This window comes from Lyngbya aestuarii BL J (assembly GCF_000478195.2).
GTDB classification, from domain to species: domain Bacteria; phylum Cyanobacteriota; class Cyanobacteriia; order Cyanobacteriales; family Microcoleaceae; genus Capilliphycus; species Capilliphycus aestuarii.
Window position 1 is genome coordinate 53,764 of sequence record NZ_AUZM01000015.1, and the last position, 25,169, is coordinate 78,932.

The following is a 25,169-nucleotide window of genomic DNA, read 5'->3' on the forward strand; positions in this document are numbered from 1 at the left end:
AACAACAAAAGTTGCTTTGTTTATCTTTTTTGAGATAAACTATAAACAATCAAGATATTTTCGGCAATTGATGGTGTAAAATAGACAAAGTTTGTCAAAGTTGAACGCTACCGTGTCAGAGTCCCCCTCTTTTCAGTCTGCATCTTCATCGAACTTACCGAAGCAACGATGGCATCTCGTTCCACCTCAACCCGAAAAAGCACAACAACTGGCGGAAGCGACCCAACTTTCACCGCTTTTAGCACAAGTTTTGATTAACCGAGGGTTTGACACGCTTGAAGAAGCAGTTATTTTTTTAGATCCTGAAACTCAAGCTTTACCCGCGCCGATTAATGAACTTCCCGACTTAGCAAAAAGTGTAGAATTTTTACATGATGCGATTATTCAACACCAAAAAATCGCCATTTGTGGAGATTATGACGCCGATGGAATGACGAGTACCGCTTTATTAATGCGGGCGCTTTCAAGCTTAGGGGCGGATGTCAGTTATGCGATTCCGAGTCGGATGAAAGAAGGTTATGGGATTAATAATCGCATTATTGAAGATTTTCATCAAGAGGGGATTGGCTTAGTTTTAACGGTTGATAACGGCATTTCTGCCTATGAACCGATTGCCAAAGCGCGAGAATTAGGCTTAACCGTAATCATTACCGATCATCATGATCTTCCTCCTAAACTACCGCCTGCCCATGCTATTTTGAATCCTAAACTTATTCCTGAAACCTCTCCCTACAGAGGATTAGCGGGTGTGGGAGTGGCTTATGTATTGGCAATTTCCCTCGCTCAGAAAATGGGAAAAGTTCAAGGTTTAGTTAATCCTTTATTAGAACTTTTTACATTAGGAACTATTGCTGATTTAGCTGCTTTAACGGGAGTGAATCGTCGTTGGGTCAAACGAGGATTACAGCGATTAATGAGTTCTCAAATAGAAGGAGTTCAGGCGTTAATAGAAGTTGCAGGGTTGAGTGGTTCTCAGGGTTCTGCATCCTCAAAAACAGAGGAGATTGAAGGGAATAGAAAAAACTTTAAAAAAATCAAACCCGAAGATATTGGCTTTCGGTTAGGACCTAGAATTAACGCCGTTGGACGCATTGCTGATCCGCAAATTGTGATTGAATTACTGACCACAGAAAACATGGGAATTGCTTTAGAAAGAGCGATGCAATGTGAACAAATCAATCAACAGCGTCAACAACTTTGTGAACAAATCGAACAAGAAGCGATTGCTTGGTGTGAAAATAGTAATATTGATCTTACAAAAGAACGAGTTTTAGTGATTGTGCAACCGGAATGGCATCATGGAGTAATTGGAATTGTTGCTTCTCGGTTAGTCGAACGTTATGGAGTCCCGGTGTTTATTGGCACCTATGAAACGGAAACAGAAGACGAAGACAATTCATCAGAAAAAACCCCTCAAACAATTCGCGGTTCAGCCCGAGGAATTCCTGAATTTAATGTCTTTGAAGCCTTACAATACTGTACAGATTTACTGGGTAAATTTGGCGGACATAAAGCCGCAGGGGGGTTTTCCTTTCCGGCAGAAAATCTAGAACAAATTCGTCAACGGTTGAGTCAGTTTGCTCATCAATGTTTGGAAATTGAACATTTAAAACCCGTCGTCAAAGTCGATGTTCAAGCAAATCTGAAGCAGATTAATTTTGAGTTATACCATCAAATTGATCAACTTCATCCCTGTGGAATTGAAAATGATCCTCCGATTTTTTGGACTCCTAATGTCAGAATTGTTAAACAAAAAACGGTTGGAAAAGGTCATATTAAACTCACGCTTTCTCAAGATTCTCCATCAGACCATAAAATTGCAGCATTACCCACTCTAGAAGCAATTGCATGGCGTTGGGAAGATTATTTTCCCTTACCGACTCAGTTAGATATCGCCTACAAACTCAGAACCAATGATTGGCAAGGTCAAACCTCTCTTGAACTCGAAATTGTGGGAGTAAGACTTCCGAAAATCTCTCCTGTTGTTACGCCAAAGCAACAAAATTTAGCTGAATTTTATTATCAAGATCGCAAGTATACTTGTACACTTTGCGATAGTGATGCACTAACAGAACTTAGAATCCGTAATAGTGAGGGAAAAGTTCTGGCTGTTGAGCAAGGAAAGCCAACAGGTTTATTGGGTAAAAATAGACAGTCAGCTAAAATTGTTGATATTTCTCAACCCTTCTATTATCACCTGATTCGATCCGCTTGTCAGGCTTTAGGAATGGGAGAATAATCAGCCAACAAACAACGAAAGAGATGATCAACTTTCTTTTTCTTCATCTACTCTCCAACCTTCTTCTCTATTTGTTTCCTGCTTAAATTCTTGATTAATTTCTTGACTTTCGGCTTCCATTCTTCTCTGTTCCTCTCGACCCATCTCTTGATTGATTTCTCGGCGTTCTGCTTCTATTTCTGCTTGATTTTCCTCGGGAATAGTTGTTTCTGAAGGTGGATTTTCCGCAGTCGTTAGTGAATATTCATTCATCGACAACTCAGCCGCTTCTATTTGTTCATTCATCAGATCAAGATCTTCAGTTTGGGATTCAGATTCTAACTGATGAATTTGAATTTGATCAATTCGTGGCCCTTCTGCTAAAATCACCGTAAATTCAAGATTTTGATAACGCAGTGTTTCCCCAACTATTGGGATTTTTTGGAGTTGATAAATCAGAAAACCGCCCAAAGTTTGGTATTCTTCAGTAATAGGAAGATCTAAATCAACCAACTCATTGACTTCTTCAATATCGAGTTGAGCTTGAACTAAAAACGTTTGTTCATCAATATATTGCAATTTAATTTCTTCTGTTTCTGTTGATTCTGAACTATCTCCAATAATTTCAGCAATCAAATCATTAATCGTGACTAATCCAGCCGTTCCGCCAAATTCATCGACAATAATCACCATTTCTAAATGCGATCGCTGCATCAGGGGTAATAATTCACTCAATAGCATTTGTTCAGACACAAATCGAGCCGGACGAATCCAAGATTCTAGGGAAGTCTCTGGAGAAAGTAGTCTTTCAGCTAGGGGTTTTGCCAAATCTCTAAAGTCAATAATTCCTAAAATATCATCTAAAGATTCTCGCATAACTGGATAACGAGAATGACCCGAAACTGTCATTTCATTCAGTAAGTTTTGAAAATTTGCGGTGCTAGAAATAGCGATAACATTAGTTCGGGGAATCATCACTTCTTCAGCTAACACATCCCCAAATTCAAACACATTATTGAGGATTTCTCGTTCTTCGGCTTCCAACCCCATCGACTCACTAGATGTGGTGATAATCAGTTGTAATTCTTCTGGAGTCACTCGTGTATAAGGTTGTCCAGTATATTCAATTCCACCCAGTTTTAATAGCCAGCGAGTCGATTGATTTAATCCCCAAACAAACGGACTAAAAAAACGAGCGATTGCTAAACTAGGAGGGGCTAATAAACGGGAAAGTTGCTCGGGATAAAGAAGGGCTAACGACTTTGGACAGAGTTCACCTAAGACAATTTGTAGATAAGCAATTAATACAAACGTAAAAATCGGAATCGCTAAAGAATGAGCAATAAAATCTTGAAGTTCAAGAGGGATAGGAAGCGAAACGATTAACGCTCGAATCGCAACTGCTAAGGTTCCCTCACCAATCCAACCTAATGCTAAACTCGATAGCGTAATCCCAAACTGAGTCGTCGAAAGTAATAGATCAATCCGTCGCTGAAGTCGTTGAACTGCTTGAGCGGGTTGATCTCCCTCATCAACAAGCTGACTAATTCGCGAGCGTCGGACGGAAACCATTGAGAACTCAGCAGTGACGAAAAAAGCGTTGATTGCAATCAGCAGAAACACTGACAACAAGCGCAATAGCAAATCCTGCGAAGTCAGTGTCATTGTAGAAAAGTCACCCACATGAGTTCTGTTAAAAAAAGTCGCACAAACATCAAAACTGATTTATCTTATAATTGGAATTCCAGACATTTTTAGCTCGAGTTTTTGATCCGGATAATCGGTTAAACTAATGTCTAATTCGTTCGCGTTATCAAGTAATGCAGTCGGAATACTGACCGTTCCTACATAGGTTTGACTATCAGCAGGTAACTGTCCGGGTAAATCATCTACACTCGCGCTCAAAGCACGACCTTTATCATCGGTCACATTTAAGAAACTGTAGAGAAATCTAATCGAACTATCGCTCTCATTTTTGAGCTGAACTTTTAACTGGAGTGAGCTTCCGGTTTGACTCGCTGAAATAACTTCTAGGGTGACTCCCTCATCTCGACTAACAATCGGAAAAGCGGATGAATTTGCTTGCTGTTGGGGTTTTTGTTCGGCTTTTTGTTCGGCTTTTTGTTCGGGTTTCTGTTCGGCTTTTTGTTTACCTTGAGCGCTGGCTGGGGGAGGAGTTGTTGGTTCCTCATCCTTCCCTTCTATGCGCTTCTTCACGTTTGCTAAGATATCACCTTCTTTGAGCATTTTCACGCCTTGGGCTTTGCGATCGCCGTCTTCTTTTTTCCCGGTGAGGTTGCTCGGACGAACATCAGGCTGAGTAATCTCTTTTAAAGCTTCCCGACCCAGTTTATACCCCCAAGCAGAACTGAAAAACCCGGCTCCGAACATAAGCACGAGTAAAACGACGGTCATTACTACGGTTGAGTTCAATCCCATCTCCTGTAAATGTCAGTGTGAGCTATTGTGATTGATGATCAGTTTCAATCTAGATATACTAGCAGTCTCCAGCCTAAATGTAATGGCAATTTGTGAGATCCTAATCTTAACCTCCAGCCCAATACCCGAGCAGAACTGACCAAAGGTCACAGCAGCGGAGTAATCTGTGACTGAGCAAGAACCTTTCTCGGAATGCTGTGGTAAGACTCAAAACCAAAATATTTTCGCGATCGCGATTCATTAAACACCTATGTTAAACTAGGATCATAAACTAGAATCACACAGTAATTGTCGGTTAAGATCGACTTTTGTGTTAATCTAGACAATAATGCGCCCTTGGCCGATTGGGGAGGCAGCGAACTCATAATTCGCCTTCAGGCTGGTTCGATTCCAGCAGGGCGCACTTAACAGCTATTCAGATACCGAAAACTGTACATTGATTTTGTTGTACAGTAGCAAATTAATTCCGTCTTTACACTAGAATAGTGGCTCATCTTCCAATAATTCAACCGTCGAACTGATTAAATTTTGTTGAGTTTGAGACAATCGAGAAAAACTTTTAAACCCGTTTAAAATCGGTTCAAGCTGAGATTTTGCATCTTCATAACCTTGTTGTTTCAACTCCAAAATTCGTTCGGAATCAAAGTTGAGCAAACTTTTTAAATCAGAATTGAGCAGTTTTTGAGGTCGAATTTCAATAATCGTTTGATTGGGAAAATCATGGCGGTTCCAAATCTGACCACTCCTTAAGTGTATCACAATCACATGAGTACAACCCCGAGCCGCCAATGCACCCAACGGAACGTTATCAACCAAACCCCCATCAATGTAGTTTTTCCCGTTAACGCTGCGACAGGGAAAAGCCAGGGGAATAGCGACACTCGCCAACAATAAATTATAAATTGTTTCGTTATCTGGGCAATCTTGAATACACAACCATTCTGCACCCGTTCCCGTTTTAGCGCGAATCAAATCGAATAACCAATCATAACCCAAACCGGGTATTTTTAACGAAGGAAAAACCGTCACCCAGAGTTCAATTCCTCGTTTTAATTCAACTGGATTAATCGTTTCTCTTACCAGATATTCTATCGGAGTTGGATCGTAAATTGCAGTTCTATCTTTCAAGATTCCGCTTTCAATTAAAAAATGTAACATCCACTCTCGAAAAGTGGGGATAAAAGTTTGAGCGGCGTAACTAAGAAGATGATAAATTTGTTCAGTATTGGGTTTGAGAATTTCAACTTCTCCGAGATTTGTCCAGAGTTCATTTAGCTGTTGAACGGCGTTAGAAAACGGGCGATCAGAGGCTAAAACCGCCCCGTTGAGAGCGCCTACACTGGTTCCGGCGATAATTTTGGGTTGAAAGTTCAATTCGGCTAAATAGCGGAGTGCGCCCGCTTGATAAGCACCTTTTGCACCGCCTCCGGTTAATACTAATCCCCATTGAGAATTGAGAAAGTTTTGATTCATTTTATTGAAGTTTATAAGTATAAAAAAGTTGTTACGCTAAAGCGCAGTATAATCGGGCGGTCGCCCAACAACGAACTGAGTTTTTACCGAATTAAATTAACACAATCATTGGCAATTTCTTCGACAATCGCCGTTACAAACTCTCTTGCATCGGTGGTTTGAGAAATCCGATCTATTTGTTGGCGACAAAGAGCGATCGCACATTTTCCAATTTGTTTCGGTTGGGCGTCTGGGGGTAAAATTGCGAGTTCTAAAGTTGTACCCAAAGTAAATAATAATGGTGTGGTTTGTAGCCGCGAAAACCGAAGCGATCGCACTTCTAATAACGCCGCAGTCAGTTCGCGATCGCCTGCGGATATTTCTTTACAGGTTTGATTGAGTAAATTTGCGAGTCCAAAAAATTGTTTGGAAGGGGGTTGACTGTGGGCTAGTATTTTATTGACCACAAGGGGACGAAATCTTTTAGTGTCGCCCGTTACTTGTTCGTAAATTGCAACGGAACTGCTGAATATTTCCCGGGTTAACAGTGCTATTTGTATCGCCCAGGGTAAGTTTGTATAGGTTTGTTCCGCCATCCAAGCGGTTAGAATTCGATCCAAATCTTCCGATGCGGCGATTCTAATTTCTAGCTGATAAATTCGGTTTTCTAGTTCATTTAATCGCTGGTTAATTGCGTTGATTGAGTTTTCTAGATGTTCACTCAGAGATAATATTGCTTGTTTTTGACGGCGAATGGCTGACCGTGCTTCTAATAATGATTGTTGGGTAATTGTTAGGGCGACTTGGCTAATACTGAGAGAATCTGTTAGTTCTAATACCCAATTATACAACGCTTCTTGACCTGCGATCAGGTTGCCATCGAGTAACAGTTGACGTTGGCGATCGCTTCCGGTTAAGCTGTCAAAGAGTTGTCCGAAATATCCTCTACTTTTGCGATAACGAATTAAGTCTTTATTGATGTCTATTCCGTTAACTAAATCGACCAATGCTTTATCGCTAACTAGGGGAATTCGTTGTTGGAGTTGTTGAAGGCGATCGCTTAATTCTGTTTGGGGTTGTCGGTGAGTTGAGAACATTTTAACTGGGTAAATGGGATTAAGTTGGTTAGTTAGACAGACAGGGAATTAATTCCCTGCCCGAGTGATTGACTATTGATCAGTTGGCATTAATTGCTCGTTTCGCCCCTTGTATGAGTTTACTGTTTCAATTTTTTGGCTTGCCTCTTGATCAATCAAGTGAAGCTCATCAATTAGGTGTTTTTGCTGTTCAAGAGAAAGTTCTTTATCTTTCTGAGCTTGTTTCAAACTGTCTCGATAATTCCCCAGATAAGCATTAAGCTGATCAAAGAAAGTATCAATTCGTTCTTGGAAGTCTTCTTTAAGATACTCAGAAATATCCTGATTGATCTTACCAATGCTTGCTTCGAGAGAAGAATTAATCTGAGTAACTAAATCATTTAGAGAAACAACATAGTAATCTTCTTGGATGTCAGGTTTTTTGTAAGTTTCTTCTTGCACGCGAGGAACTATCCAAAGCCAATGCCAAAAAGAACGCTTTTTAACTGTTCGCGTACCATACCCTCCGTCTCGCAGGCGAGTTCGAGTTTTGACGTAAGGCTGTATTGTTATTACATCAGACTCTAAAGTAGGTGCGGGTAAATCCAAGTCAATATCGAAGGTTTTATTCAAGCGTTTTTTCGCTTTTTCGATGATCGGCTTTGTTTCTTTTTCTAAAGATTTTGTCAATTCTGTTCGAGCTTGTTTAACCTCTTGTTCAGCATCTTTACGAACACTTGACATGATAACTTCCGCTCTTTGCCTTGACCAAGCAACCGCTTGTTCAGAAAAATATTGTGCTTCTGGCTCTGTCTTAAATTCAACCATTCCTGAAGCTTTATATTCTAGAGCAGATTGGATTAATTGTATGGGAATCCGCTTTGAAAATTTATCGATTCCGATCCTTGCTTTTTTTATAACATTCCCCCGTTCATAGTCTTCTTCAAGAAAAAAATTTTCTAGACTTACTTTAGCCTCCTTTTTTAGTTGTTTAAGAATCTGATTTAACTTGCTCTCAAGTTTTGTTCTTTTGGAATCAAAATTTCTTAATTTATTTCGACATTCTTCAAGATTGTGTAAATCTTTTTCGAGCGCACCAACTTCTAGCCTCAAATCTTCCTCACTTTTGGCGATCGCGCTACCCCGAAGTATAACATCATCTAATAATTCTAAGAGATGAGAATTAGTGACATTGAGTGCAGACATCATACAGCGAGGCGCCGCAGTTTCCATCAGTACATTAATTGCTTGATCAAGAAAGGGTGCAAATCCTGACTTCTTCCACATTTTTAGAGCTTTTTTCTCTAGTTCTTCCGTTGTTGCATCCTCCAGATCTTCTTCCCAGTCCATCCCAAATACTTCTTGAGCCAGTGATTTTGCTGTGACTAATTCTGTTAATTCAGCGTCGGGATTTTGTTGTAACTCCAATAAAAATTTAGTGGCACAAAAAGCGCGAATAGCAGCGATTTCAAAGACTTGTTCTGTATCGCTAGACTCACTAAGTTCTAAGTCAGAAGCAACAAACTTTTTAACATCTTCAGGGGTCATATCTCCTTGACGACGTTGATCAACTTTATTGACTAGAACATAAAGGTTTTCTTTTCCGAGTAAATCAATAATCGGTTTAACCTGTTTTTTTACACCTTCTGCGGCTTGGTTATTTAGCTGTGTAAAATCGAGAACAATCAACACAATAGAACTTTTTCGTAATTGATCTTCTACCACAGCACTCAGCCAAAGGTTTTCTCCCGCTTCATTGGGTCCCGGAGTATCAACAATCACTAAATTACCGAGTTTGTCGGATTGTTCACCTTCCTGAGAATGCCAAAAAGGTGTTTCAATACGAGGAACATCTGGGAGTTTGAACAGTGGATCATTTATTGGATCTAAAACGCTACACAGACGAACAATATCATTAAGAACGCTGAGGATTTTGTGAATTTCTTCTCGTCCTTTATTTTCTGGTTTTAGCAGCGAAACACCATAACTTTGAATATCCCGTACCAAATTATTTAAGTGGGGAAATTGAGCAATTCTTTTTTGAGTTTCTTCCGAACCTAATTCGTTGATTTTTCGCTGCAAACTCTCAAGAGTTTCTTGAAAAATAGATAAAACTTCATCATCTAGCGTGAGAATGGGTTCAGTTAAGTCAGCCTTGAAAACAATTTCTGTTGGAATTGTCGTCATTGCAGCGTTACGACTGGGAAGCAAATCTTGACCGATAATTGCGTTAATAATTGTAGATTTACCCGCTTTCATCGGCGCAACAATTGCCATTCTTAACTCTAAGTTCTCAACCTTTTGAGTCTCGTTTTCAACTTGCTTTTGAAATTCTCCGTATTTTTGACCGAAATCTTTTGAACTCAAAACAGAATTAGCGCGACTCATTAATTTACTGACTTCTTTTAACAGGTCAATCACATCCTGTTGCAGATCTTGGACACTGGGTTTAAATTCGGTCCCATCCATAACGTTAAATTCCTCGAAGGTGAATAAAGGCTTCTCCGCAGAAAATTCTCCGGGGGTTGGCTCTGTTTATAACGGAAAACTGTTCAACAGAACTTTGAAGGCTCTCTATTCAAGAATAAGCGATTAAAACTTAGATATCAACGTGGGAATTACCTAACTTTGCAAATGGTATAATTGCTAAAACATAGATGATTCTCAGTAAATTTACGGAGGTAATATTTCAAACGATGATCGGCTGTAATTTTCAGCAAGTTGTTAAATAAATAATCCTAAAAAACCATCTAAAATTCAGGCAATTAACCTAAATAATCAGCGAGCGCCTACTCACTCTTACCTCTACCTTTAGTCAGTTTTAACTGACTTGATTTATTAGACCGGGAATTAATTCTCTGGCGGAGTGATTGACTATTTATTAGTTCAGATGAATTGCTCGTTACCAAGCTGTGTTACTGTTAGGAGGATCGAAACACCTTCTTTAACTATTTTTTCAGGACAGCATCAAAATCAATGAGACAGTATTCTCCACTCACAATTGTTCTTTATATCATCGGTCCCGTGCTGATTATCTTTAGCCATATCGGATCGTTACTCCTTCTGATCACTGGCTTATCGTGGGGGGCTTTTTTATGGGTGATATTGCTATATCTAATCCGTATGTTGGCCACGACAGGTATTTATCATCGACTACTCACCCACAAAAGCTATCAGGCGCCTATTCTAGTTCTTTGGGTGGGAAGTATTATCGCAGCATCAGCAGGACAAATGGGGCCAAGTTGGTGGAAAGCCCATCACATGACTCATCATCAATATGTTGAGCAAGATCTTGATCCCCATTCCCCCTATACACCCATGCAGGGAATTCGAGGATTTTTTTGGTCCCAAGGCGGTTGGCTATTATCTTCCAACTTTTTTCCAGCCAAACTACCCGCTGATGTTGAGAATGATCGGTTTTTAAAATTAATTGATCGTTTGCATTTTATCCCGGTAATAGCATTGGGGGCGATTTCCTATTTTATAGGCGGTTTGGAATACTTGGGGGCATTTTTTCTCAGCACAACTCTATTGTTTCATGGCGTACAAACGGTTAATTCTCTTGCCCATATTTTCGGAACACAACCATTTATTACAAACGATTTGAGTCGAAATAATGGGTTTGTTGCCTTGATCACACTGGGAGAAGGTTGGCATAATCTCCATCATGCTTTTCAATCCTCAAGTCGGCATGGTATTACAATTCGTTCTGGACAGGTTGTTTATCTTCCCGATGTCACCTTTAGCTTCATTAAAATGCTTGAGTTCCTAAAGTTAGCATCCAAGCTTAAACTCCCGACTGAAAGCCGTTTGTTAGCCGCTTGTAAAGAGCAGAACTTTGAACATTCAACCTCGAAAGTCTCAGCTCAATAAGTCGTTAAACACCCGTACAATAGACAGAATTTACATTCAGGAATTTTAGCTTAAAATAAAGATCAATTGTATTTTTAAATTCCTTGATGTCAAACCGATGGATCAAAAAACTGTTCAACTTCCACCTCTGGCTAACCGTTGTGCGGGTGTATTATTAACAGCAGCAAGCGGCGATAGTTTGGGTTGGATGACCGAGTTTTTGCGAACACCCGATGAAGTTCTACACAAATTTGGTTTAGAACATTTGAGTGAATTTCTTCCCTGGAAAAAACAAGTCGGGGGACGTTTTCAAGGCTATGAAGATTATATCGAAGCGGGGGAATATTCCGATGATACTCAGTTAACGCTGTGTGTGGCGGCTTGTATTCGGGCGGATGGGGGTTTTGATATCGAAAGGTTTTGTCAGTCGGAGTTTCCTCTGTGGTTAGACTACGCCAGAGGTGCCGGGGGAACGGTGAAAGAAGCCGCCCGCAAAATTCAACGTCAGTCGGCGAGTTGGAATAGTAATTTTTTTACTCGTCGCACAAAAAAGGGTACACTCGACTATCGAGATGGCGGTGCAAATGGGGCGGCGATGCGAATTGCTCCTCATGTATTAGCAAATGTGGGACGATGGGAACAGATAGAGGCGGATATTTGGCGGAATTCGATTATCAGTCATGGACATCCAAGAGCAATTATCGGGGCGTTGTTGTATGGTTATGCCTTATTTCTGTTAATAAATCAAGATCAGATTCCTTCTGGGCGAGAGTTGATTGAACAGTTGGGAAATTGGGTAAAAGCGTTACAAATTCCGAAAATAGAAGGGTTACAGTCTTGGTTATTTCTGTGGAATAAACACCGAACTCAACCGTTTAACGAAGTCTTTGAAAATACTCAAGCCGAAGCAGTCGAACAGTTACGTTTAATTTGGGTGGCGTTACGAGATAATCATTCACCCAAAACCCTATTAGAACAGTTGGGTTGTTTTACTTCTGAAAGCAGATGTTCAGGTTTAGGAACGGTGTTAGCAGGAATTTATTTGTTTGCTCGTCAACCCGAAAATACCCAAGATAATCTGATTTTAGCAGCTAATTTTATTGGAAGTGATACTGATTCAATTGCGGCGTTTGTGGGTAGTTTAGGGGGTGCAGTTTGGGGAATAGACGCGATTACAGAAAGTTGGCGACAGCAGCTTCAAGATGCTCCTTTTTTACAACATTTAGGTGAACAATTAGCCGCCATTTCTCAGAGAAAAGCACCCAGAATTAATATTCATCCGGGTATTGCCAATATCAACTTAGGAGATTGTTTACAGCGTTCTCAAATCGTCTCGCAAATGCGGGTTGCTCATCGGTGTTTGGGAGTGGGAACTGTCGAGTCCGTCGAACAAAAAGCATTAAAAACTCGGGATAAAACAGTAACTTTAGCTGAAATTGAGTTTGACTGTGGACAACGCTGTAAGTTTGCTTTTCGCACCGATAAAAAGATTCCGTTTTTATACACAATCAAATAGAGAAATATTACCGTTTAACCTTTGGGGGTAACTGCGCCACAGGGTAAGATTGAGCAGGAAGTGTTCGTTGTGATGTTGTCGAATGTATAGGGATTAAATTCTCCTCTATCGGTTCTTCAAACCACTCAACCTCAATATCTGCTCCATTAATAATTGCACCTAATAAACGAGGACGGTATTTGGTGGAATCTTCATCCTCATCAATTTCGGTTAACTCCTCTGCAAATTCTCCCAGCTGACCCGAAAGTGTATAGGAAGGACGAGCCACTAATACCATACCATCCGTTGATGGTTCTAGGGTCAACGCATCATTATTGGCACTCAAAGAAGGAACATCAATAATCACCATATCAAAGCGATAACGAACTTCATTGAGTAAGCGTTTCATCTCGCTCGATTCTAACACGGTTGCCGCTTGTCGAACTGGCCCAGGACTGGGAATGACATACAAATTCTCCACATCAGGAACCAAACGAATACAATTATTTGCATCTCCGTAGTAGTGTAAAGGTTCCGTTCCACTTAAAGGTTCAGGTGCCAACTTTAATGATTCTACCCGAGACGGCGATCGCAAATCTCCTTCAATTAACAACGTTCGTTTTCCTGCTCTTGCGGTGGCAATGGCTAAATTATAAGCACAAAACGTTTTTCCTTCCAATTCACCTGCACTGGTAATTAATACTACTCTAGCCGGTTTTTCTCCACTGCGTTGTAAATTGCTCCGTACTTTTTCATAGTATTCTAAATAGGGAGAATGAGGTTTTAGTAATAAAGGCATCTCCTGAAAAGATTCTTCAAAGAACATCACATTCGGTAATAAACCCAACAACGGCACCTCTCGTTCTTGCAATGCTCCTTTGATTTCTTCCCAAGTATAGAACTTGCCACTGAGCATTCCCAATACAAAAATTAACACCGCGCCCCCTAAAACACCCGCTAGTCCACCTCCGGCTAAAATCAGAGCCATACTAATTGCTTCTGGAATTTCGACATCGGATGCGTAGCCTTCTTGAGCCACTTTCAAACTACTCACCGTTTCCGCTTCTGCGGCTTGAGAGTCTACTAACTGAGCTTTCATCTTATCGTACAAGGCTCTTTTGTAGGCGAGTTCTTGTTCAAGTCGTTGTTTTTCTAACTGTTTGTTGGGAAGGGTTCGGTAAGTTTCTCGCAAATCTACTTCAATTTTTTTGAGATTTTCTAATTGTTGTTGTAAGGTTTCTTTTTGAGTTTGTAAGGTCATCAAATTTTGAGCCAATTGTTGACGAGCCGGATCGAGAGAAGAATCAACCCGAATTTGATTAGCTTGTCTTAAAGGTGCTGCAATTCCATCTCCTCCTAAAACTTCCGATGCTCGTGCTTGTAATTGTCGTTCTGCGGCTTGTTTTTGTTTAATTAGAGCGGCGACTTGAGGATGTTCGTCTCGATAATCTTGACGTAAAAGAGCAAGCTGAGACTCAATTTGATAGAGTTGAACTCGTAACTGAGCAATAATCGGATCAGCTGTTAGGGCTTGAGAAACATAAGCTTGATCCGCATTTAATCCGAGTCTAGACTGCAAACTTTGGATTTGTGCCGTCAAAGTATCGAGTTGAATTTGTGTATTTTGCTGTTGTTTTTGATTCCCCACAATAGCTTCCGGCAAAACCCCACTTTCTATCGCCAGTAAGGTGGCTCCTTCGCGTTTATCATATTCTTCTAATGCTTTTTCAGCTTGTCTGAGTTCTTGCTCGACTGGCTCTAAACGAGTGGTCACTGTATCAATAATATCTCGCAGTTGTTGAGTATTGATCAAGCGACTTTGTTCGACCATTTCCTTCATCATCACATTGACAATTTCGACGGCTCGTTCACGACTGGGATCAGAAAATCTAACTTGAATATAACTGGGTTGATTGTCCTCTGCTTCTTTAACCGTTACTTTCAAGTTATCCTTAAGTTCTTTGGGAGTCACCGCCACCTTTGTCATCACACTTTCAATCACACGAGGTTGAAGTAACATTCCCTCATTGAGTTGCTGTCCTCTTTCACGAATACTTTGACCCGTTTCTGAAAACAGGACAGGGGGATTTTGATACGTTAAAATTCCGCTTGCTGTATAAGGGGGAGTCTCTGGCGGTTCTAAAATCATTGCCACCGCTCCCGAAACGCCTAAAGCCAGCATAAAAGTGGAAAGTCCTGCCCATTTATACTGTTCAAAAGCGATCAGATATCGTTTAACAATAGGTAAAGTCATAAGTCAGTTTATACTTCAAAAGGGTTAAAATAATTTTCTCAAATAGAGGTCAATCAAGACCATTTCCCACACCCCTTATCGACGGCGATTACCACCATTATTCGGCCCAAATAGATCCTCAGCGGCATTACTAATCTCTCTAAAAAAGAGTAGAAACCCGAGAATATCCCGAAAGGGTTGAGTAAAGCTATTGAGAAAATAACTCAAATCTGCCGAGAAATTGCGATCAATCACAATCACATCTTCATCTTGCAATAAAATATTATCACTGGGATTACCTTGTAACACTTCTCTACCATTGAGAGTCCGAGTAATCGCCTTTCCTTGTGTGGGGTCAAACCGAATTAAAGTGATTTCATCTAACTTCGCCGTTGCTAAAGGAACATTATTCAAAATATCGACAAAGGTGCTGCCATTGGGTAAATTCACCGAACCCACAGCACCGCCCGCATTGCTGAGAATTCGCACCGTAATCTGTTGATTAACCAATGTAGAATTTGCTACTAAAGTCCGATCATACTCTTCTTCCTCCTGAAGTGACAATTTCGGTACAATCACCGAGTCCCCATTCGATAAAGCGACATTAGGTAAAGCGGTTGCCTCACTTAAGGGAGAATACAGATCAACCCGGTCTTGAATCACTCGGCCATCAATGGTCACGCGACAAACGACCACTGATCGCAAATCAGCCGTTAAGGTGGCGCCACCTGCTGCTAAAATCGCCGCTGAAACCCGTCCCAACCCCGCAGGTAAGGTATAAAAACCAGGTTGTACCACTTCTCCGACAATGGTGACTTCTACGGGTATAGGTGCAGCAGCTAAACTATAAGACTCAACAATATCCCGTTCTGGGCCTTGGGTCGGCAGCGTTTCTTGGGTGGGAACGTAGATAATATCTCGGTCTTCTAAACGAATATCGGGGGGGGCTAAACCCGCCAGTAAGGGCGTTAATAAGTCCACTTCTGCGGCAATGGTGCGACCATCGGGTAAATTTCGCCGAAGTTGAACTGAACGCAAGTCTGCATTGGAACGAGTCCCTCCTGCGGTGGATAGCGCAACTACGAGTTCTGCCGTTCCCAGGGGATAAAAACCCGGTCTAGCCACTTGTCCGGTTACAGTCACTTGTACGGGACGCTGTACCAACAGAGAGACATTAACTTGAGGATTTTTGACATACTGATTTAGGCGAGTTTGAATTTCTCGTTCAATTTCCTGTAAAAATAATCCCTCTAGTCTGACGGTTCCAATTAATGGGATAATCGTTGTTCCCTCCGGGCCAACCACTGCATTGGGTATACTCAACTCTGCTGAACGCAAACCGTTCACAAAAATATCAATAAAGATTTGATCTCCTGGCCCTAAACGATAACGTTCAATCTGATTTTCATTGGCCCGTTCAAAATAGGAAATATCTACCGGAATTAAATTGGGTTCGAGGGTTCGTTCGACAGGTAAGCTTCCCGGTTGCTGAAAGAGTCGTAAAATTTCGGGGGTATCTTGGGGTTGTACCTGTTCTAACAGTTCGATTTTGCGATCCACAAATGCCTGTGGTAAAACACATTGATCAGGGATTTCCTGGGCTTGGGTTTGGCGAACAAAAACGAAGCTATTGATCGACCCCATCACTACGGTTAATCCTAGAGTCCAACTTCCAGCGTAAAGACTCGCGACTGAGACGGAGATTAATCGATGAATAGAATTAACCATAGGGCATTTTTACAGTTAACAGTGATCAGTTAACAGTGATCAGTTTCTCTGATAATTCTGAACTTCTGAACTCCTAATTTTCAGTTTTTTTCGCTATCGTTTAGAGTGAAAGCTTCTGCGATCAGTTCCGCTTGAATGCTTTGACTCAGAGAACGACTGAAATCCTCTACTTCTCCTATATTACCTAATGGTTCAATCGGAATTAACACGTTAACGGCGACCCAAGGCGCTCGTTGCTGAGACAGTTGAGCCAAACGATCGGCCATAAACCAATGACTTGCGGCTGGACTCCCCCCATCAGGCCAAGCATACCACTGCGTCACTGCATAGGTTTGTTTTAAACGCTGTTTTTGGTAGAAGTCACAGAGTTGATCGGAGGTACAATCTTTCCATAATAAACTTAATAATGGATTGACAGCCTGTGTCCAACTGCGAAAAAATTGAGTGGTAAATTTTGTTGAGGACAATCCATTTTCTGACGGTTCAACCGTTAAGCGCAGACGACGATGAGAATCGGTTTTCCACTGTTGAAATCCGTTGATATCCATCCATTCAATTTGCGGTCTATCTTTATAATACTTCTGCACCAGCATTAATAAAATTGCGGTTTGATTATTCTGTTCGACTGTTTGAATTAACCACTCTTGACCCCGAATTTTCATCAGTTTGTGTTCTAGGGTTGTCCATCCCGCTAAATCTAATCCCTGTTTCCGAACCTGTTGGAGTTGCGCTAGGGTTTGTAATTGCGGTTGATCAGCCCAAGTCCATTTTCCGGTGAAATAACCCGGAATTGCGGCAAAGATTAATAGCAACAACATCAACCCTAAAGCGGTAATTTTAGCCCATTGGGGCGGAAGTTTGGCTTGTGCAACCATGGGGTTTTCTCTCCTCTGATTTTTTGGATAGTCTGGAGATTATTCTAAATCTTTACTAACAGTTTAATGCGTCTGGGCTTGGGGTTCGTTTGCAGTATTGTTTTGTATCCAATTAATTAAAACCACCAACAAACCTAACATTAACGCCGAATAAAGATCGCCCCCCCAACTATCATGGAGCCAGTGAAATAATCCATCTTGACCTGTACCATGAAAGAGAGTCAGCAGAGTATTTCTAATAATATTGGCAACAACACTAATTGTGGCTGCACTCAACAGAAATAAAATACTTTTTGTCCGATCCGAAGCGATACCCGTCCAATATAAAAGCATTAACCCGACATATAAACTGGTAAACAGCATCTTCAGTCCAGCACAATGGGGAGCGACTTCAACAATTTGTCCATTAACAAATAGATAAACTTGTTCAACCGTTACATTCAGATTAAACTGTACCAAAATAAATCCGGCAACGCTGGCAATAAATTTTTGTAAAGGAAACGCCAACGGTTCAATTAAATAGGGTAAATGAGTCGGAGTCGCCAACGCCACAAAAATTAACGGCCATTTTTGCACTCTTAAACCCGGAATTCCTTTTAACCACAAACACAGTCCCGCTAACACAATAGGAAACGAAAGATTCACCAAGTCTGATAAACCCGATCCATAGCATAATCCCCCAATCAGAAGCAAAATCGCACCCGCAGGATGGCTAATATTCGGAAGTTGACTCCACTGCGATCGCAATGTCCAAGTAATATAAGCCGCAAACGGTAAACCAATCAAACCATGACTAAAATATTCATGTTCGATGCTGATACTTTTTTCTAGCCAACCATCATACCAATACATTAATAAAGGAGCATACAACAGCCCCAAAGCCACCACCAAAGCGGCATTCAACAGATATCGCTCAATAGCAATCGGAATTTTACGTTCAATGTGCATTGTTCTTACTCAGCCTGTATTCAATGAGTCCCGATCAAAAGTTTTCCCAAAAGGCAACAGAATTGATCATTCTACATTCAGAAATTGAGTTCCACCCCCTCCACTCCCCATCTTCTTAAAAAAACAGTTCTCTATTTACTAATTTATTCCTAACACTGATTTAATGGCAGCAACCACATAATTAACTTGATCATTGCTAAGTCCAGGATACATCGGCAGTGAGAGAATTTGACGACTCAGCATTTCCGCCATGGGAAAATCACCTTCAGAATATCCCAAATGTTTGTAAGCGGGTTGCAAATGACAAGGGATCGGATAGTGAATTCCAGTTTGTACACCGAGTTCAGACAATTTGGCTTGTAGCGTATCGCGATCAACAACACATTCCTCTGTTACCCGCAGCACATACAAATGATAAACATGACCCTGTTCACATTGGTTTTCAATCGGGATAATACCGTGTTCCCGTAGAGGTAACAGCCAAGTATCATATTGTTGAGCCGCAAAATTGCGATCATTATTCCAATCTTCTAGGTGGGGGAGTTTCACATTTAAAATCGCCGCTTGGATTGTATCTAGACGGCTATTGGTTCCCAACTCCATGTGAACATATTTTTTCGGTGCGCCGTAATTTCTCAGGCTTTTCATTTTTTGCGCTACATTTTCGCTGCGAGTCATCACCATTCCGCCATCGCCAAACGCCCCGAGATTTTTACTGGGATAGAAGCTAAAAGCCGCAGCCATCCCCACTGAACCCGCTCGATAGCCGGATCGTTGGGCGAGGTGGGCTTGGGCTGCATCTTCAAAGATTACTAGGTTATGGGTATTTGCCAACTCCATCAAGGCTCTTGGCGAAACCATTTGGCCGTAGAGATGAACAGGAATGATTGCTTTTGTTTTAGGAGTAATCGCTTTTTGGGCAGCGTCTAGGTCAATTAAAGCGGTCTGAGGGTCACAATCGACGAGAACAGGAGTGGCGCCCGAGTGAAGTACACCAATCGCAGTCGCAATAAAGGTATTGGCAGGTAAAATCACTTCATCACCTTGACCCACCCCGCAAGCTTGCAAGCCTAAGGCGATCGCATCGGTACCACAAGCAACGCCGATCCCATATTGCGCCCCACTGGCTGCGGCGAAGGCGGTTTCAAATTCTCCTAAAACTTGACCCAGAATAAAATCTCCCTTGTCCACAACCGCTTGGATTGCCTGTTCGATCTGAGATTGTATGGCTTGTTGTTTGAGCTTGAGATCAACAAAAGGAATCGGGGTTAAAGTGGTAGTCATCGCGAGTTTCCGTTGAGTTTTTTGATCGTAAATACAGGGGGCTGGAATTGCCCAGAGGCTTTAAATTTTAGAGGGTTTGAGATCTCACGCAGGCCAAGTGAGTCAATTGAGCCAGTAATGGCGCCGAATTTTGGGGCTTGAACGTGATGGACTCAGCCGATCTGGGCATCAATAGCATAGCTTAGGAAAACGGGAAATTTGTGTGATCTCAAGTCGCAGGAATCTCTCCGCAGGTACAGAAAACACTTGCTAGCTCTGTCTTTAGATGGAGTTTTATAGATTTCGTCAAGTTTTAGCAATAAAAGTTTGCAATTATCGAAATATTTAGTTACATTGAGAGTAATCAATGATCAACACCGAGTTTTTATATATGAGTATGTTTTCTAACTTAATCCCTACACCCGAACCGATGAAGGCTCAATCTCGCGTACAAGATCTAAAAAGTCGCTTAGATTGGGGTGAGCCTGCTTTAACTATTATCGATACACGTAGCCGCGAAGCTTTCAACGCCAGTCATATCCAAGGTGCTATTTCTTTACCGATGGATGTATTAGTCAGTCGCATCGGAGAAACCATTGAACCCGCTCGCGACATTTATGTTTATGGCGAAACTGACGAAGAAACAGCACAAGCTGCTGCGAAACTTCGTGAAGCGGGTTATCCGAATGTTGCAGAGTTAACGGGTGGGTTGGCTGCGTGGAAAGCTGTTGGTTATCCAGTTGAAGCCATTAGTGCAATTATTGCCTAAACCTTGTTTAATCTCCCTTTTAATACAAATCGCGATTAGATGAGAGTCTTGCAGAAGAAGTTTCTGTGAGACTTATTTTTTTGAGTCCAAACTATTAACAATATTAACAATGTTTGATATAGCAATCTTGGATAAGCTATAAACTTTCAGCAGCCAAGACACCCGCACTACAAGTGTTCTAATTTCGTGAGCCTTCACAAAGGGTTTCTTGATTTCATTCAGACCATTTAAAAAATATAACATAGGTTATACATTCTGTAATAGATTTTATCTTTTGAAGCCTTAATTTTCAATAAAGCTTAATAATATTTGTCTTTATTTTGAGTCAATAGAGAACAGAGAAATGTATAATATTATTCACCAAGTTGAGAGACAGTCGAGACTGAAAACAACAAAAAACTGATTAAGACTTGAGTTAGGTCAATTTTATAAATTTATAATGGTGATGTATTAAGCAGATTAAGGGATCATCGACAATGAACTCAGTTTTCTTTTTTCATTTTCGTTTTAGCTTGAATCTGTTCATAACTTTTCGACTTGAAGTTTTGAATCAAGAATTTAAACTCAAAGAATATTCTCGGAAAATCTATAAATTTTTCTCAATGTTTTTCTTAATCACAGTCATACTCATGGGAGTGAATGCAGCATTTGCCCTACAACACGGAAATCGAGGCATTAAAGTCGTTGAACTTCAGAAAAAGTTACATAAAATCGGTTATTTCGATGGACAAATTACAGGTTATTATGGGACTCTCACTCAAAATGCCGTCAGCCAATTTCAGGCGACTAATGGACTGACTGTAGATGGAATTGCAGGTTATAAAACTCTTGCAGCATTAGGATTATCAGAAGCGATTACTACTCAAACTTCTCAACACACCTCCCTCCTCAAATTAGGAAGTAGTGGTTCTCTGGTGATCGAACTTCAGCAACATCTACAAGTGATGGGATATTATGATGGACTGATGACAGGTTATTATGATCTTTCTACACAACAAGCCGTGATTCTCTTTCAGATGGATGTCGGATTAAAATCCGATGGTATTGTCGGCCCTCTTACCCAAGCGGCTATTGAATCCCACTTCAACTCACCCCCGCTTCCGACATTGACCTCAACTCCTTCATCTTTACCCAATCGGGGAGATATTCGCTAACCTCAAGAGTTTCAGAGTTTGTGTTGCCAATTAGAAGATAATAAAGCACAACTTGCTAGTTTAACGTTAGCATTGGGATCATAACTACGATTGTACATAATATCATAAGTCTGAGCAACAGCAGTATCGCCGTAAAAGAAATAAGGAAAGACAGAATGGGGCGTTTACGTCAAAAATCCTGTACACTTTGTCAACAGTTTGAACCTGTACTCTATCGCATTCAATACGATCAATCAAATCAATGGGTATTTGTTTGTTATTGCTGTTGGGAAAAAGTTAGTCCAAATAATCCCAATTATGTTTATGGCGGAACTTGGAAGGCTAAAAAGTAGTTTAAAGATTTGATGTCATCAAACCCAGGATTAAAGTTAATAAACCCGGTAAAAACAAGTAACCATCCAGCACAAGATTATAAATATTTCGGGGCGTTTGCGGTGTTACCGTCCAAATCGCAATCAAGTTTAACAGAATACAAGGAATCACAACCACAGGAGAAAGAATCCAAATCTGCTGAGTCCAAGTCCAACCCGCAAGCAATAGCAGAATTAAATTTAACCCTGTCCAAAAAATACGAGTTCCTCGAATCCCAATAATTAAAGGTAAAGTTCGCACCCCTTTTTCTCGGTCAGAATCTATATCTCGAATATCAAATAAATGGGAATTGGTGCCGACAAATATTAACAGAAAGAACGTAACTAATGCGGTAAAATAGTTAAAACTCACCCCGGCATAAGCCAAAGGTACAGCAATCAAAGCATAAGTAATCACTCCACAAACAATCCAAGCTTTTATTCCCGGTATATCTTTAGGGCGATACCAGTTTAAATTTCCCTGTTGTTGGAAGGGGAATAATGGCACCCCATAACTTAAGGGTAAAAGTCCGCCCCAACTTACCCTTTGAACCGATGAAGGAGCAGAATATAATAAGAATACGAAAGTCAAAATTGCAGCCGAGACTAACAATAAACTTCCCGGCTTTCTCACAAAATACTGTTCTTTTGAATCGAGACTTTTTTGAACGTAAGAGTCAACAATTCGATCTAGATTGTAGGGAATTAAAGCCGCAGCAAAGAGGAAAACAGCAGGATGCCAATCTATCGACAGATTGAGGGCTGTTTGGACAAAAAAGACTAGAGAAGCGATTCCTCCCGCTACCCAAAGATTAGAATAAACAATTAACGATAAAAATTGCTCATAGAAATCTTTACCCAGTTGAGAGAGTTTTTGAACAGATTGATTTTCAAAAAACATAAATTTTTGGATTCAAATCCTTAACTTGTAAAATCACTGCAAAAGCGATTTAGCAGTAGAAGATAAGCCCAAATTAAAACGATGAGTGTGGCTAAAATGATCATGGCTATTTTGTGGCGTTTGACTGTAAAGCAAATCTGCTGTAAAGGAAGCTCAACCCTGACTTCTATCCTATCATTAAGCTAGACGCTCAGTTCTAACTTCATGCTACACTGAACATGAGGATAGATGATACTTTTTGGGCTGGACAATTCTCTCCTTTACAGCATTATATCGTCCATCATTCATTCCTTAACAAATAGAGAAACCTTAGCCAATTTCTAAAGCTTCTGTGATGTCTTTATCAATTCCCCAAGATTCTTTAATAATCTCGCGGAACAGATTTTCCCGAATGATGGTACTTTTGTATAAATCGATTAAAAGCTCTTTAGCTTCTTCCTTAGAAATTGTATCTACTTTCCGAGCAAAAGATTGTACTTGGAACTCTTGTTCTAAGGATATATTTTTGTCTTGATTTTGGTTATCCACGGTTAAACCTCCGTTTAGTTGACGCTGAACCTCTGAAATTGAATTTCTCAGTCAGACACTCAGCTTTATCCATTACGTTAACTATTGTAACGAATCTATAAAGAAATGTGTCACACTATTGAAAAATTACTCCTTTCGTTATAGACGTGTTGCTGATCTCCCTAAATTGACGGGATATGCTGCGTCTCTAACTTCTGGTGTATCGGGTTGTTGTAGCGTTTTAGCGTTTTGGGTGATGAGATTGTTTGATTTGCGAGTACAGATGGTTTGGTTGAGTCTGTTCCTCAACCGGGTTCAATTTTCGGGTTGTTAACCGTTGGTTTGGGTTTTACGGGTTTGAAACTGTTCAAACGAAACTAGAAAAAGTAGGGTGGGTGACAGAATTAATCTTGGGGTTTTTTCCGATAATTCTCGAATGTCACCCATCCAACAAATTGTTATAAATTCCAGCTTACCATTTGATACGCGAGAGAAAAGCTAGAACTGAACGAAAATAGCCTGCTCTGGACAATAACCCTGGAAGGTGGCCAATAGCTGCTGCCAAAGAAAAGGTTAGGTCTTTATACTTCAACAATTCTCCATTCTTCCGCCATCCCAAGCGTTCACCTACCTTTATTTCTGTTTCCCAGTCTTCTTTACCACCAACTTTCAGCCAAATCTCTTTTTGGACACTAAAACCAAACCGACCGTAACTGTATTGTACCCAGAATTGATCAATAACCTGTAAATCTTCACAGGGAAAATTATTAATGGAGTTAATATCTAACCAACCCTGTTTTTCTCTCCCTGCTATCTGAAGCATTACTTTTGTGGTTTCCTCATCTGCTTCTTTCCATTTCCCTGCTGCGAGTAAGTTTTCAAGACGGGAATATTTATGATTAACGAGTGTTGGTTTTGGTGCTAAAATTTGGCGGGGGCGAGATTGTGTAACAGTTTTATCGTGTTGAGTTTTATTTTCTTTTAACTGTAAAGCTTCTAATACTTCCTCTACACTTTGAAAGCGTTTATTTGTTCCATGTTTTAGGAGTTTATCTAACAGTTGACTTAAGTTATCGCTAACTTTCACCTTCAAATAATTTCGCCACAGCCAATCACATTCGCCCACATCGTATAACTCGGACGGTTCTGTATTGGTTAATAAATGAATACAAGTCGCCCCCAAACTGTATAAATCGCTGGCAAAACTCGGTTTTCCAAAAGCCTGTTCTGGGGCAATATATCCCATAGTCCCGATAACCGTTCCCGTTGCCGCTAACGTGGTATTTGTTGCGGCTTTGACGGCTCCAAAATCCACCAAAACAAATTTATTATCGGTTTTTATTCTAATAATATTTTCGGGCTTAATATCTCGATGAATGACCTGCTGTTGATGGATAAAAGACAAAACGGGTAATAAATCCTTTAACAGAGTTTGAATTTTATCTTCTGAAAATGCGCCATGTTGTTCTAATTCTTGAGCCAAATTTTGTCCTTCAATATACTCTTGAACCAAATATTGGCGGTTATCTTGGCTAAAAGAGGCGAATAATTCCGGGATTTGATTATGTTTGCCTAACTGTTCTAATTGAATGGCTTCCCGTTTAAACAGTTCCTCGGCTTTTTGTTGATTGTTCGTGCCTTGGGCTTGCGGAAAAAGTTGTTTGATGACACAATAGGGTTGAGAGGGTTTATCTTCGTCCACAGCCAGAAACGTTTTGCTAAAACCTCCTTCTCCCAAAATTTTTAAAGCGCGATATCGTTCTCTTAACAGTAATTTGGAACCGCATTTTTGACAAAAATTTGTAGGTTGGGGATTGAGATAAAGGCAATCCGGGTTAAGGCATTGACTCATGGTTAAATGTCGGGTGAGAATGGGGTAATTTCATCAAATCTATATTTCAAGATTAAA

19 protein-coding genes and 1 tRNA gene are annotated in these 25,169 nt (G+C 40.6%); 7 read left to right on the top strand and 13 right to left on the bottom strand.

Features of this window, described 5'->3' with window-relative positions:
* Window positions 1-112: 112 nt before the first annotated feature.
* On the top strand, window positions 113-2,239 hold the full coding sequence (gene recJ, locus M595_RS08670; protein WP_023065759.1) for a single-stranded-DNA-specific exonuclease RecJ: 2,127 nt from the start codon (window positions 113-115) through the stop codon (window positions 2,237-2,239).
* 27 nt (window positions 2,240-2,266) lie between these two features.
* Here recJ and M595_RS08675 read toward each other — a convergent pair whose 3' ends face one another.
* On the bottom strand, window positions 2,267-3,883 hold the full coding sequence (locus tag M595_RS08675) for a hemolysin family protein (RefSeq protein WP_071809894.1): 1,617 nt from the start codon (window positions 3,881-3,883) through the stop codon (window positions 2,267-2,269).
* A gap of 60 nt (window positions 3,884-3,943) precedes the next feature.
* On the bottom strand, window positions 3,944-4,657 hold the full coding sequence (locus M595_RS08680; protein WP_040483804.1) for a hypothetical protein: 714 nt from the start codon (window positions 4,655-4,657) through the stop codon (window positions 3,944-3,946).
* Between the two features lie 330 nt (window positions 4,658-4,987).
* On the opposite strand from M595_RS08680, the gene M595_RS08685 reads away from it, so the two are divergent.
* Window positions 4,988-5,060, top strand: a tRNA-Ile gene (locus M595_RS08685).
* Window positions 5,061-5,134: 74 nt separating this feature from the next.
* Here M595_RS08685 and M595_RS08690 read toward each other — a convergent pair.
* The 3 genes from M595_RS08690 to M595_RS08700 form a co-directional block, all read right to left on the bottom strand.
* Window positions 5,135-6,130: a patatin-like phospholipase family protein gene (locus M595_RS08690; protein ID WP_023065803.1), complete on the bottom strand. Its 996-nt coding sequence runs from the start codon at window positions 6,128-6,130 to the stop codon at window positions 5,135-5,137.
* An 83-nt stretch (window positions 6,131-6,213) separates the two neighbouring features.
* Window positions 6,214-7,206 carry a diguanylate cyclase regulator RdcB family protein gene (locus tag M595_RS08695; protein WP_023065830.1) on the bottom strand — a complete coding sequence of 331 codons (993 nt, stop codon included), beginning with the start codon at window positions 7,204-7,206 and terminating at the stop codon, window positions 6,214-6,216.
* A gap of 72 nt (window positions 7,207-7,278) precedes the next feature.
* Window positions 7,279-9,654 (bottom strand): dynamin family protein, encoded by a 2,376-nt coding sequence (locus tag M595_RS08700; protein ID WP_023065829.1) that lies wholly within the window; start codon window positions 9,652-9,654, stop codon window positions 7,279-7,281.
* A gap of 507 nt (window positions 9,655-10,161) precedes the next feature.
* Between M595_RS08700 and M595_RS08705 the strand changes: the two genes are divergently transcribed.
* A complete protein-coding gene (locus M595_RS08705; RefSeq protein ID WP_040483805.1) occupies window positions 10,162-11,058 on the top strand; it encodes an acyl-CoA desaturase in 897 nt (298 codons plus the stop codon).
* Window positions 11,059-11,155: 97 nt separating this feature from the next.
* On the top strand, window positions 11,156-12,553 hold the full coding sequence (locus M595_RS08710; protein ID WP_023065817.1) for an ADP-ribosylglycohydrolase family protein: 1,398 nt from the start codon (window positions 11,156-11,158) through the stop codon (window positions 12,551-12,553).
* Between the two features lie 7 nt (window positions 12,554-12,560).
* On the opposite strand, the gene M595_RS08715 is transcribed toward M595_RS08710, so the two are convergent.
* From M595_RS08715 to M595_RS08735, 5 genes are all read right to left on the bottom strand, one after another.
* Window positions 12,561-14,786, bottom strand: a complete 2,226-nt coding sequence (locus M595_RS08715) for a GumC family protein (RefSeq protein WP_023065831.1) — start codon at window positions 14,784-14,786, stop codon at window positions 12,561-12,563.
* Between the two features lie 75 nt (window positions 14,787-14,861).
* Window positions 14,862-16,493, bottom strand: coding sequence for an SLBB domain-containing protein (locus tag M595_RS08720; protein ID WP_023065809.1), 1,632 nt, complete (start codon window positions 16,491-16,493; stop codon window positions 14,862-14,864).
* Between the two features lie 80 nt (window positions 16,494-16,573).
* Window positions 16,574-17,368 carry a cyanoexosortase B system-associated protein gene (locus M595_RS08725; RefSeq protein WP_023065813.1) on the bottom strand — a complete coding sequence of 265 codons (795 nt, stop codon included), beginning with the start codon at window positions 17,366-17,368 and terminating at the stop codon, window positions 16,574-16,576.
* A 63-nt stretch (window positions 17,369-17,431) separates the two neighbouring features.
* Complete coding sequence (crtB, locus tag M595_RS08730; RefSeq protein ID WP_023065789.1) at window positions 17,432-18,316, bottom strand: cyanoexosortase B; 885 nt, start codon at window positions 18,314-18,316, stop codon at window positions 17,432-17,434.
* A 138-nt stretch (window positions 18,317-18,454) separates the two neighbouring features.
* Complete coding sequence (locus M595_RS08735) at window positions 18,455-19,600, bottom strand: DegT/DnrJ/EryC1/StrS family aminotransferase (RefSeq protein WP_023065816.1); 1,146 nt, start codon at window positions 19,598-19,600, stop codon at window positions 18,455-18,457.
* A gap of 346 nt (window positions 19,601-19,946) precedes the next feature.
* Between M595_RS08735 and M595_RS08740 the strand changes: the two genes are divergently transcribed.
* The 3 genes from M595_RS08740 to M595_RS31780 all read left to right on the top strand — a co-directional run bounded on the left by M595_RS08740 (window position 19,947) and on the right by M595_RS31780 (window position 21,834).
* Window positions 19,947-20,348, top strand: a complete 402-nt coding sequence (locus M595_RS08740; protein ID WP_238987042.1) for a rhodanese-like domain-containing protein — start codon at window positions 19,947-19,949, stop codon at window positions 20,346-20,348.
* A 602-nt stretch (window positions 20,349-20,950) separates the two neighbouring features.
* Complete coding sequence (locus M595_RS32690; protein WP_161809812.1) at window positions 20,951-21,502, top strand: peptidoglycan-binding domain-containing protein; 552 nt, start codon at window positions 20,951-20,953, stop codon at window positions 21,500-21,502.
* A gap of 155 nt (window positions 21,503-21,657) precedes the next feature.
* Window positions 21,658-21,834: a DUF8622 domain-containing protein gene (locus tag M595_RS31780; RefSeq protein ID WP_023065776.1), complete on the top strand. Its 177-nt coding sequence runs from the start codon at window positions 21,658-21,660 to the stop codon at window positions 21,832-21,834.
* A 1-nt stretch (window position 21,835) separates the two neighbouring features.
* On the opposite strand, the gene M595_RS08750 is transcribed toward M595_RS31780, so the two are convergent.
* From M595_RS08750 to M595_RS08760, 3 genes are all read right to left on the bottom strand, one after another.
* Window positions 21,836-22,753: a UbiA family prenyltransferase gene (locus M595_RS08750; protein WP_023065766.1), complete on the bottom strand. Its 918-nt coding sequence runs from the start codon at window positions 22,751-22,753 to the stop codon at window positions 21,836-21,838.
* A 309-nt stretch (window positions 22,754-23,062) separates the two neighbouring features.
* Window positions 23,063-23,281, bottom strand: a complete 219-nt coding sequence (locus tag M595_RS08755; RefSeq protein ID WP_023065797.1) for an NblA/ycf18 family protein — start codon at window positions 23,279-23,281, stop codon at window positions 23,063-23,065.
* A gap of 451 nt (window positions 23,282-23,732) precedes the next feature.
* A complete protein-coding gene (locus M595_RS08760; protein ID WP_023065763.1) occupies window positions 23,733-25,112 on the bottom strand; it encodes a serine/threonine-protein kinase in 1,380 nt (459 codons plus the stop codon).
* Window positions 25,113-25,169 lie beyond the last annotated feature (57 nt).

Bases quoted from the DNA above. Each gene is read 5' to 3' on its own strand.
- M595_RS08695 (WP_023065830.1), bottom strand. From the start codon at position 7,206: ATGTTCTCAACTCACCGACAACCCCAAACAGAATTAAGCGATCGCCTT.
- M595_RS08740 (WP_238987042.1), top strand. From the start codon at position 19,947: ATGATCAACACCGAGTTTTTATATATGAGTATGTTTTCTAACTTAATC.
- M595_RS08720 (WP_023065809.1), bottom strand. From the start codon at position 16,493: ATGGTTAATTCTATTCATCGATTAATCTCCGTCTCAGTCGCGAGTCTT.
- M595_RS32690 (WP_161809812.1), top strand. From the start codon at position 20,951: ATGTTTTTCTTAATCACAGTCATACTCATGGGAGTGAATGCAGCATTT.
- M595_RS08705 (WP_040483805.1), top strand. From the start codon at position 10,162: ATGAGACAGTATTCTCCACTCACAATTGTTCTTTATATCATCGGTCCC.
- M595_RS08760 (WP_023065763.1), bottom strand. From the start codon at position 25,112: ATGAGTCAATGCCTTAACCCGGATTGCCTTTATCTCAATCCCCAACCT.
- M595_RS08735 (WP_023065816.1), bottom strand. From the start codon at position 19,600: ATGACTACCACTTTAACCCCGATTCCTTTTGTTGATCTCAAGCTCAAA.
- M595_RS08725 (WP_023065813.1), bottom strand. From the start codon at position 17,368: ATGGTTGCACAAGCCAAACTTCCGCCCCAATGGGCTAAAATTACCGCT.
- M595_RS08710 (WP_023065817.1), top strand. From the start codon at position 11,156: ATGGATCAAAAAACTGTTCAACTTCCACCTCTGGCTAACCGTTGTGCG.
- crtB (WP_023065789.1), bottom strand. From the start codon at position 18,316: ATGCACATTGAACGTAAAATTCCGATTGCTATTGAGCGATATCTGTTG.
- M595_RS08680 (WP_040483804.1), bottom strand. From the start codon at position 4,657: ATGGGATTGAACTCAACCGTAGTAATGACCGTCGTTTTACTCGTGCTT.
- M595_RS08690 (WP_023065803.1), bottom strand. From the start codon at position 6,130: ATGAATCAAAACTTTCTCAATTCTCAATGGGGATTAGTATTAACCGGA.
- M595_RS08700 (WP_023065829.1), bottom strand. From the start codon at position 9,654: ATGGATGGGACCGAATTTAAACCCAGTGTCCAAGATCTGCAACAGGAT.
- M595_RS31780 (WP_023065776.1), top strand. From the start codon at position 21,658: ATGGGGCGTTTACGTCAAAAATCCTGTACACTTTGTCAACAGTTTGAA.
- M595_RS08675 (WP_071809894.1), bottom strand. From the start codon at position 3,883: ATGACACTGACTTCGCAGGATTTGCTATTGCGCTTGTTGTCAGTGTTT.
- M595_RS08750 (WP_023065766.1), bottom strand. From the start codon at position 22,753: ATGTTTTTTGAAAATCAATCTGTTCAAAAACTCTCTCAACTGGGTAAA.
- M595_RS08715 (WP_023065831.1), bottom strand. From the start codon at position 14,786: ATGACTTTACCTATTGTTAAACGATATCTGATCGCTTTTGAACAGTAT.